This is a genomic window from Streptomyces sp. CRN 30, from assembly GCF_034105845.1.
Genome location: NZ_JAVRHI010000315.1, coordinates 1 through 9,581 on the forward strand (window position 1 = coordinate 1; position 9,581 = coordinate 9,581).

Annotated in this window: 9 protein-coding genes, 1 tRNA gene and 1 pseudogene; 7 read left to right on the forward strand and 4 right to left on the reverse strand. The window is 74.6% G+C overall.

Annotated features, from left to right (window positions below; genetic code table 11):
- Together UW392_RS34205 and UW392_RS34210 are read right to left on the reverse strand one after the other, a co-directional pair.
- Window positions 1–301, reverse strand: a pseudogene (locus UW392_RS34205) (hypothetical protein); the annotation flags it as partial.
- Window positions 298–1,701 carry a glycosyltransferase gene (locus UW392_RS34210; protein ID WP_414496731.1) on the reverse strand — a complete coding sequence of 468 codons (1,404 nt, stop codon included), beginning with the start codon at window positions 1,699–1,701 and terminating at the stop codon, window positions 298–300. The pseudogene UW392_RS34205 and the gene UW392_RS34210, both read right to left, overlap by 4 nt.
- Before the next feature lie 553 nt (window positions 1,702–2,254).
- On the opposite strand from UW392_RS34210, the gene UW392_RS34215 reads away from it, so the two are divergent.
- From UW392_RS34215 to UW392_RS34235, 5 genes are all read left to right on the forward strand, one after another.
- On the forward strand, window positions 2,255–2,494 hold the full coding sequence (locus UW392_RS34215) for a chaplin (RefSeq protein ID WP_320779093.1): 240 nt from the start codon (window positions 2,255–2,257) through the stop codon (window positions 2,492–2,494).
- Window positions 2,495–2,759: 265 nt separating this feature from the next.
- A complete protein-coding gene (locus UW392_RS34220) occupies window positions 2,760–3,710 on the forward strand; it encodes a hypothetical protein (protein WP_320779094.1) in 951 nt (316 codons plus the stop codon).
- A 304-nt stretch (window positions 3,711–4,014) separates the two neighbouring features.
- Window positions 4,015–4,305 carry a hypothetical protein gene (locus tag UW392_RS34225; protein ID WP_320779095.1) on the forward strand — a complete coding sequence of 97 codons (291 nt, stop codon included), beginning with the start codon at window positions 4,015–4,017 and terminating at the stop codon, window positions 4,303–4,305.
- Window positions 4,306–4,351: 46 nt separating this feature from the next.
- Window positions 4,352–4,831 (forward strand): tyrosinase family oxidase copper chaperone, encoded by a 480-nt coding sequence (locus tag UW392_RS34230; protein WP_414496732.1) that lies wholly within the window; start codon window positions 4,352–4,354, stop codon window positions 4,829–4,831.
- Window positions 4,815–5,681, forward strand: a complete 867-nt coding sequence (locus tag UW392_RS34235; protein ID WP_320779097.1) for a tyrosinase family protein — start codon at window positions 4,815–4,817, stop codon at window positions 5,679–5,681. Before UW392_RS34230 ends, UW392_RS34235 begins: the two co-directional genes overlap by 17 nt.
- A gap of 80 nt (window positions 5,682–5,761) precedes the next feature.
- Here UW392_RS34235 and UW392_RS34240 read toward each other — a convergent pair whose 3' ends face one another.
- Window positions 5,762–6,037 (reverse strand): chaplin, encoded by a 276-nt coding sequence (locus UW392_RS34240; protein WP_320779098.1) that lies wholly within the window; start codon window positions 6,035–6,037, stop codon window positions 5,762–5,764.
- 400 nt (window positions 6,038–6,437) lie between these two features.
- A tRNA-Arg gene (locus UW392_RS34245) sits at window positions 6,438–6,513 on the reverse strand.
- A gap of 310 nt (window positions 6,514–6,823) precedes the next feature.
- On the opposite strand from UW392_RS34245, the gene UW392_RS34250 reads away from it, so the two are divergent.
- Window positions 6,824–8,434 (forward strand): dynamin family protein, encoded by a 1,611-nt coding sequence (locus UW392_RS34250; RefSeq protein ID WP_320779099.1) that lies wholly within the window; start codon window positions 6,824–6,826, stop codon window positions 8,432–8,434.
- On the forward strand, window positions 8,431–9,581 hold a 1,151-nt coding region (locus tag UW392_RS34255), incomplete at its 3' end, for a GTPase (RefSeq protein ID WP_320779100.1). The genes UW392_RS34250 and UW392_RS34255, both read left to right, overlap by 4 nt.

Below are 9,581 nucleotides of genomic sequence, written 5' to 3' on the forward strand. Positions count from 1 at the left end.
GCGCGGCCGCCGCGTCCACGGCTAGCAGCGGCGGCGCCGACGACCGCGTCCGCGCGCCGCCGGGGCGCCGGGCGGCGGCCGGCAACCCGGACCCGAGCCCGCGGGCGGGAACGGAGCCGCGCGGGGGGACGACGGAGACGGGTGGGGCATCTCCGTGCCCGTCGGGTCTGCCGTGCCCGTCGGGTCTCCCGTACCCGTCGGATCTCCCGTGCTCCTCGGGCGCGTACCCCTTGTGTTCTTCGCGCGTCCGTGTCCCGTCGGCGGGGGAGGGGACGGTGCTCTCCGCGCTCTCCGCAGTCATGGGCGGCGGTACCCCCCGCACTCGGTGGGCCCGCCGCCCGGCACGGACGCGGCGGATGCGGTGGGTGTGGCGTACGCGGTGGGTGCGGTGGATGCGAGGTCCCGGCCGTCCGGGCCGCGTGCCGCTCCGTGGCGGTGGGTCGCCCCGTGGCGGTGGGTCCCGGCGGTGCCCAGCAGTTCGCGGTACACCTCCGTGACCGCCTGAGCCGTGTGCCGTACGTCGTGGGCGGCCAGGACGTGCCGGCGGCCCCGGTGGCCGAGCGACGCGCGCAGTGGCGCGTCGAGCAGGAGACGGGTGACCGCACGGGCCAGCGCGACCGGATCCCCGACGGGCACCGGCGCGGGCCCCGGCGCGCGGTCCGGCGGAAGGCCCGGCGCGCGGTCCGGCGGAAGGCTCTCCCGGGCCCCGTCCACGTCCGTGAGCACGACGGGCCGGCCGCACGCCATGGCCTCCAGCGGCGCCAGCGCCATGCCCTCCCAGCGGGACGGCAGGACGACCACATCGGCTGCCCGGTACCACGGCACCACGTCGGTGACCGCCCCCGCGAACAGCACTCCCGCACCCCGACCGGCGAGTCCCCGCAGCCGTGCCGCGTCCGGCCCGTCGCCGACCAGCACGAGCCGCGCCCCCGGCACCTGCCGCACCACCGCACCCCAGCCCGCCAGCAGGACGTCCTGCCCCTTCTGCCGGCACAGCCGCCCGACGCACACCACCAGCGGGGCCCGCGCGGGCACCTCGTCGAGCAGCGCGAGCCCGGCCCGCACAGCGCCCGCGGTCCCCGGCGTCGTCGCGGGGCTGAAGCGTGCGGTGTCGACCCCGTTGGCGATCACGCGCCACCGCGCCCGCACTCCGGCGCGCTCCCCGGTGAGCCGCTCGGCCGCGCTCACGCACACGATCCGGTCGGCCCACCGCGCGGCCCACCGCTCCCAGGCCGAGGCGAGCACCGCGGTGCCCCCGCCGACCGCCTCGAACGACCAGGCGTGCGGCTGGAACACGGTCGGGGTCCGCCCGCGCACGGCCATGCGCCCGGCCAGCCCCGCCTTGGCGCTGTGCGCGTGCACCAGGTCGGGCCGCACCGCGTCGACGATCCGTGCGATCCGGTACGTCTCGGCGGGCAGCGCGGGACCGGGGGAGCGCGTCGCCCGCCAGTGCCGTACGTCCGCGCCGAGCGCCCGGAGCGTGCGGGCGAGCTCACCGTCGGGGCAGGCGACCGTGACGTGCAGGCCCGCGCGGAGCTGCGCCCTTACCAGGTCCGTCACGACCCGGGCCACTCCGCCGTCGGCCGGCTGGGTGAGGTGCAGGATCCGCGGTGGGGACGGCACGGCCGACGCGAACGGTGGGCTCGACGGGCTCGACGGGCTCGACGGGGGTGGTGGCGGGCCGGGTGGTGACGGATGCATGCGGGTTCCTTGTTCGCGGACGGCGCCGGGGGCGCGCGTTACTGCCGGGCGTCGTCTACGTCGGAGCGCGCCCCCGCCCGGGCAGCGTCCCGCTGCGAAACGAGGGAGGAGGCAACTGGTCACCACGGCGCCGTGTCCCCGCGCCCGGGCCGACCGCAGCGAGCCGACGGCCGAGCACCGGCGCTTGCCCGGGCGCGCACGCGTGGCGGGCGCCGGTGGCCGAGTGGTCCGTCGTCGCGGCAGACGACCCGGGAAGTGACGCATGACCGGCGGTGCCCTTTCGGGATGCTCGCTCGAACGAACGGCCGGGAACAGGGCGGATCGCGCACAGGCCGCAGGGCCCCGGCCGATGAACGGCGACCTGGAATGAGCGCAACCCTATCCGGCTATGCGTACTTATCGGTGAAACCGGAAAACTGTGTCGTCATAGCTAAAATGGGCTTTTTCGTGTATCACTCCTTCGGCCGCGCAACCCCTTGTGAGCCCGGGCGTTGATGCCAGCGTCGGGCGCACTGCCCGGATGTTCTGCGTCAACTCCAAGGAGCACTTCTCCATGTCGCGTATCGCGAAGGGCCTGGCCCTGACCTCCGTTGCTGCCGCCGCCGTGGCGGGCACCGCCGGCGCCGCCGTTGCCGACAGTGGCGCTCAGGGGGCTGCCTCCCACTCCCCGGGTGTGGTGGCGGGCAACGCCCTCCAGGTTCCGGTTCACCTCCCGGTCAACCTGTGCGGTAACTCCATCAACGTCATCGGCCTGCTGAACCCCGCGTTCGGCGGCCACTGCATCAACGACTGACACCACGGCACACCGTCCGACGGCCGGCCGTCCTCCCCGTGCGGGGGAGGACGGCCGGCCCGCGTCGTACTGAGGGCGACGGCGGCCCGCCGGGTGCCCCGAATGGGGGCCGGTGGGCGGCAGGTCCGTGCGAGTGGCCTCACCAGCCACGACGTGGACGACGTGGTCGATGGGCCGCCGCACGGCGCGGTCGATGGGTTGCAGGCGGCGATGACCGATTGAACGGTGATCACACGATCTGTCGCACCGACCGAAGGGAACACCCATGAGTCCTCGACCTGTCCGGCGTCTCGCGTCCTCCGCGTGCTGCGCCACGGTCCTGCTCGGGATCGCCGCCCCCACGGCACTGGCCGCCGGCGACGACGCGGCACGTGACCGCGTCCCTGCGGCGGCACCCGGCTCCGACGCGGACGCGCTGCTGGCGTGGACGGGATCGCTGAGCAGGCTCGACAGCGCGCTGGAACCGGTGACGGAGTTGATCGAGGCCACGCTCGAAGCCGACGACGGCCGGCTCGCCGCCGACCGGGTGGCCACGTACCGGAGCTCCGTCGCGGAAGCGATCGACAGGCTGGGTGCGGCGCCCGCCGTCCGGCCCGCGCCGTCGCAGAGCCCCACCACGCCGGCGCGTCCCTGGTTCTTCGACGTGCCCGGGCTGCCGCAGCGGCCCGCCGCCCCGGCCGGCCCCTCGGCGCCCGCCGCGCCCTCGTCCCCGGGAAGGCCGTCGGCACCGGCCGCGCCCTCGGCCCCCGCCCGGCCCCCGGCCCCCGCCGGGCCGTCGTATCCCGCGGTGCCGCCGCACTTCCCGTTCCCCGCGGTGCCGCCCGTGCCCGGCGTCCAGCAGCAGTCGTCGGCCGCCGAACGGCCCTTGCCGGACGGGCGCCCCGTGTCGGACGACGACGAGGCACCGCAGGGCACGGGCCCGGCCGAGATCGACGAGGTCAAGAGCGAGGCGATCGACGTCCTCCAGGCGGCCGTCGACGACCTGCTCGTCGTCGTCTCCTCGGGTGCCTCCGCCGGCCCCTCCGCCCCCGCCGATCCCGCCGACACCGACGTGGAGTCCGCGGTCAGCCGCGTGGTGATCAGCCTGGGTGACGCCGCCGCGGTGACCCTGCTCGAAGGCGTCGCACCGGGGACGGACGACGACACGGCCGCAGACGCCCCCGAGCCGGCCGCCTCGACGGACACGGCCTCGATCCTGCCGCTGCTGCCCTCCTGAGCGCCCCGGCTGCCGGGTCGGCCGGGCAGGGGCCGGCCCGGCAGCACGCCGCCGCAACAGCGCGCACCGAATTGCCGAGGCGAATGATTTCATTGTGAAACGACTTGTAGGAAAAATTGGGTGCAGCGATTCGGAAGGGTGGAAGGGGTGTAAGGGCGGAAGGGGTGTGAGGAAATTTCCGCCGCACACGGTTTCCGTGGTGACCGGGGCTCGTTGCACAAGGTGCAGTGAAATCACCGAAGCCACCGAAGCAACCGAAGTCATCGAAGTCGTCGAAGTCGTCGAATTCGCCGGAAGGAACACGATGAAGTCACTGAAGGCCGCCGCTGTCGTTGCGGGGTCCGTCGCCCTGGCCGGCGCCACCACGCCCGCCTTCGCCTTCGACCCGGCGGAGGCGGCGCCCATGAGCCTCACCGGCGCCTGGAACAAGCTGATGAAGGACCCCATCGACATCTCTCCGTTGAAGCAGCAGTCCAACCTGCTCGACACCGAGAACAAGGACTCCGTCCTCAGCAGCGTGAAAAGCGCCACCGCGACCCTCAACGCGGCCGGCAGTCCCCTGCGGCTCCTCGGCGGCCTTCCGCTCAAGTCCTGAGCGCCCGGGTGTGTCGACCCTCAACGGAACGCGGCGACGGGATCTCGTGCGGGCACTGCTCGTGGCGGCGGTCGCCCTGGTGCTCACCCCGGCCGTCACCGCGTCACGGCTCCGGCACGCGGCGCCGCCCGGCGAGGCCGGACCACTCGACGACGCCGCGCCCCCCGGGGCCGGCGCACCGACCGCCCGGGACGCGCAGTTCGACGAGACGTACCGCGGACGCCGTATCCGGGGCGTGCTCACCACCGGGGAGCGCGCGGCCACCGCGGCCGCGGCCCCGACGGCACGGTGGCGGGTCACCGTGGACGGACGGCCGCTGCACCTGATGCGGCGCGCGGACGGCACGTACCTGAGCATGGTGGACCACTACCGGTCCTGTCCCACGGCCCTCGGAGCGACGCGTGCCGCCGTCGACGAGATGGGGACGGCGCAGCGCCTGCGGGGCACGGGCGCCCCCGGGCAGGGGAACGGTGCCGGACGGCGGCACGGGCACCACGGGGGAGGCGGCCATGGCGTACACGCGTAGGGACGTCAGCACGCTGACCCGCGCGGAGCGGCGCCGCTTCGTCGGCGCGCTGCTCGCACTCAAACGGCGGGGCGAGTACGACGCGTTCGTGCGGACGCACATCGACCACTACGTGTCCGACGGCGAGGAGGGGCTGCGCGCCGCGCACATGACGCCCTCCTTCCTGCCCTGGCACCGCACGTACCTGCTGGAGTTCGAGAAGGCGCTGCGTCGTGTGGACGCCTCGGTGACGGTCCCGTACTGGGACTGGACCCGGGACCGCACGACGTCCTCCGCGCCCTGGACGGCGGACCTGCTCGGCGGCAACGGGCGGCGCTCGGACCAGCGGGTGACGACCGGTCCGTTCGCCCACGCCACCGGGGACTGGACGATCAGGGAGAGCGTCACCGACGTCGAGTACCTCACCCGGGACTTCGGCCACCCCCGCCGCCCGGTGGACCTGCCCACGCGCGGCGACCTCGACGCGGCCCTGGACGATCCCGTCTACGACTCCGCGCCCTGGGACTCCACCTCCCGCGAGGGCTTCCGCAACAAGCTGGAGGGCTGGGGGGCCGGGCGGGGCGCCGCGTCCTGGCGCACCCACAACCGGGTGCACCGCTGGGTCGGGGGCCACATGGTCGGCGGTGGCTCCGTCAACGACCCCGTCTTCTGGCTGCACCACGCCTTCGTGGACCTGCAGTGGACGCGCTGGCAGCGGCGGCACCCCGGGGCGCGCTACCTGCCGGCCCGGCCGCTCGGTCCCACCGACCCCCAGGAGGGCCGGGTCGTCGCGCGGCACGAGCCCATGCCGCCGTGGGAGGTGACGCCGGCGCGGATGGAGGACGTCGCGGAGATCTACCGCTACGCGTGACCGCCGCAGGACGAGGGCCCCGGTGGTGGAGACCACCGGGGCCCTTCTCCGCCGACTGTGCCCGTCGGCGTCCTGCCAGGTCAGCGGCCGTACCCGCCGTGGCCGTGGTGACCCCTGTCCAGTTCGCCGCACACGCCGCCGAACGCGGGGTTGAGCAGACCGATGACGTCGATCGAGTTACCGCAGAGGTTGATCGGGACGTGGAGCGGGACCTGCAGCGTGTCGCCCGACACAATGCCGGGCGAGCCGGTGGCCGCGCCCTGGGCGCCCGAGTCGGCCGTCGCGAGGCCGGCCCCGCTGAGCACCACGGCGGACGTGCCCAGAGCGACGGCCGCGACCTTCGCCATGCGAGACATCGCGTTCTCCTTCGTTGTTCGAAAAGCCCGAATAGCGGTCCGCCCGAACGCGGCCGCACGTCCCTTCAACGCGGCCGCTCACCTCGGGTCACGGTATTCGGGTGGTGATCAACCCATTTGACCAGCGTGTTCCGCGGCTCCCGGGAGAGCTGTTCCGCCGTGGGGGGACGTCTGCGAGGAGGGGGTCCGCCGGCGGTCCCGGGCGGCGTGACCGGAGTCGCGCCCCGTGTGTCGTCCGAAGTTGTCCTGATCTGCCAGGAGCGCCCCTATCCGCACTGGGCTGTCCCTCCGGCCCGATGACCTTCGGCCAAGCTTGCGCGGAGCCCGGCTGTGGGCATCGTCACCGTGTCCGGCCAGCAAAAAGCCCTCCGCGGGGGAGGGCTGGACGCCGAACGGCCGGTGGCGCCCCCGGCAGGACTCGAACCTGCGGCCAAGCGCTTAGAAGGCGCCTGCTCTATCCACTGAGCTACGGGGGCCGGGTGTGGTGGCCTGTGTCGTGGTGCCCGGGTGTGGGCTGATCCGTGACGTTGCCGGGGACAAGGATAGGGCTCCCGAGTCCTTGCCCTCGTTGCTTCGCCTCCGTGGCTCAATGTGGAGGTTCGGTGAAGCGGTCCTGATAATCGCAGGCAGGTACGAATCGTGCACCGCTTTTGGCGTCCTGCGCATCGGGTGTTGTGCACTCGTTATGCCTGCGTCCCAGTAGTCCCTTCCGTCCCTTGTGTTCGGTCGGCGCGCTGACGTGTTCATATGCTTCAGAATCGCCTCAAAATTGGGCATTCTTCGCGTGTGGTCACCTTGGACGTACGGCCTCAGCTGCTCGACGCACTCTCCGCCCTGCGCGACCGTGTCGCCGCCGTGCGCTACCCGCTGCCGCTCGCGGGAGCTCCACGCGCGCGTGCCAACCGCGACGAACTGCTCGCACAGCTCGACGACTACCTGGTGCCCCGGTTGAGAGAGCCCGAAGCGCCTCTGCTCGCCGTGGTCGGGGGGTCGACCGGCGCCGGCAAGTCGACCCTCGTGAACTCCCTCGTGGGCCGGCGGGTGAGCGAGGCGGGGGTGCTGCGGCCGACCACCCGCACCCCGGTGCTCGTGTGCCACCCCGAGGACCACCACTGGTTCAGCGGGATGCGGGTGCTGCCCCACCTCACGCGCGCGTGGGTGCCCCACCGGGAGTCCCGCGGCGGGGAACCGTTCCCCGCCGGGGGCGACGGCCCGCGCGTCCTGCGGGTCGAGACCGCGGAGAGCCTGCCGCCCGGACTCGCCCTCCTCGACGCCCCCGACGTCGACTCCCTGATCGCCGAGAACCGCGTCCTGGCCGCCGAACTGATCTCCGCGGCCGACATCTGGGTGCTGGTCACCACGGCCGCCCGGTACGCCGACGCCGTGCCCTGGTACCTGCTGCGCACCGCCAAGCAGCACCGGGCGACCCTGATCACCGTCCTGGACCGGGTGCCGCACCAGGTGGTGTCCGAGGTCTCGCGGCAGTACGGGGCGCTGCTCACCAAGGCCGGTCTCGGCGACGTACCGCGGTTCACCGTGCCCGAGCTGCCCGAGTCGGCCTGGGGTGGCGGACTGCTGCCGGCCACGGCCGTCGCGCCGCTGCGCAACTGGCTGACGCACCAGGTGACCGACCCGGGGGCGCGGCACCGGGCGATGGCGTGCACCGCCCACGGCGTGCTCGACTCGCTCAGGGCGCGGATGCCCGAACTGGCGGGCGCGGCCGCCGCCCAGCACGCCGCCGCGCTGCGGCTCACCGCCGCCGTCGACACGGCGTACGGCCGGGAGCACGCGCGCGTGAAGGGGCGGCTGCAGCACGGGGCCGTGCTCGCCGGGGACGCGCTCGAACGGTGGCGCGGCTACCCGCTGGACTGCACCGCGGGCGAACTCCTCGACGCGCTCGTGGAGAGTCTCTCCGCGCTGCTGCTGTGTGCCGTCATCGCCGCCGACCAGCGCGTCGACGAGGCGTGGCGGCGGGAGCCGGCCGCGAAGGCCCCGGAACTGACCCGTCACGACCCGGTGCCGGAGAGCGCCGAGCACCGCATCGGGCTGGCCGTACGGCGCTGGCGGCGCGTCCTGGAGGAGTACGCCGAGGAAGAGGTGCGCGACCTCGACGGGGGCGCCGCGCCGGATCCCGAGGTCCTGGCCGCGCTGGTCGCGACGGCCCTCCTGGGCGGGCGCCGGGTGCGGTCCGCGGGGGAGCGGCTGGCCGGGCTGATCGGCGCGCACGGGGCCCTCCGGCTGCGTGACCGGGCCGGGCGGCTGCTCACCGAGTACGTCGGCAGGACGCTGCGGGCCGAGCGGGAGCGCCGGCTGGCCCCGCTCGACGCGCTCGACGTGACCCCCGAGCCGCAGGCCGAACTGATCGCCGCCCTGTCCGTCCTGCTGAAGGAGAGATGACCGCCGTGACCGCCGTCACCGACCGTACGGACCACAACGGGGGCGAAGAGGGCGCCCACGCGCGCGTGCAGCGCGCCGACCCGGATCCGCCCCTCGACGGCACCGCCGCGCCCGCCGGCGCCCGCACGGGGCCGGAGGACGGCTCGCACACGGAGCCGGAGGACGGTGGCCGGCACTGGGACGACGGGCTGATCGCCCGGCGCGTGACCGCGGAGCAGGCCTCCGGGCACGTCACCGGGGACGACGCCGGCCGCACGGCCGAGCCCGCCGCCGGGGCCGCTCCCGACGACGGCGCCCGGGCGGAGATCGGCCCGTTCGGCGCGCAGAACGTGACGTCGCTCGCCCAGGACGGGCCGCTGGGGACGCGGCTCGACGCGCTGCGGGAACTCGTGGGGGTCTCCCGGACCCGGCTCGACAGCGGGACCCTCGCGGAGGCGGGCCGGGTCCTCACGGAGGCGGCCGCGCGGCGCAGGCTCTCGGGGCAGCACACCGTGGTCGCCCTCGCGGGCGCCTCCGGCAGCGGCAAGTCGACGCTCTTCAACGCGCTCGCGGGCGCGTCCCTCTCCGACACCGGTCTGCGCCGCCCCACGACCGCGGCGCCCATCGTGTGCAGCTGGAGCGACGGGGCGGCCCCCCTCATCGACCGGCTGGGTGTCCCGGGACGGCTGCGCCGGCGTCCGGCGGAGGGCGTGGAGGGGGAGTCGGGCTTGCGCGGACTCGTCCTGGTGGACCTGCCCGACCACGACTCCGCGGCGGTGCTCCACCGCGAGCAGGTGGACCGCGTACTGGCGCTCGTGGACGCCGTCATCTGGGTCGTCGACCCGGAGAAGTACGCCGACGCCGTCCTCCACGAACGCTATCTGCGGCCCCTGGCGGGTCACGCGGAGGTGATGTTCGTCGTCCTCAACCAGGTGGACCGGCTGCCCGGCGAGGCCGCCCACCAGGTCCTCGACGACCTGCGCAGGCTGCTCGACGAAGACGGGATCGCCCTGGGCGAGTACGGCGAACCGGGCGCGGCCGTGCTGGCGGTGTCCGCGCTCACCGGGGACGGGGTCGGGGAGCTGCGCGAGGCGCTCGGCCGGTTCGTGGCGGAGCGGGGCGCCCCGGCCCGCCGGCTCTCCGCCGACCTGGAGGCCGCCGCCCGGCG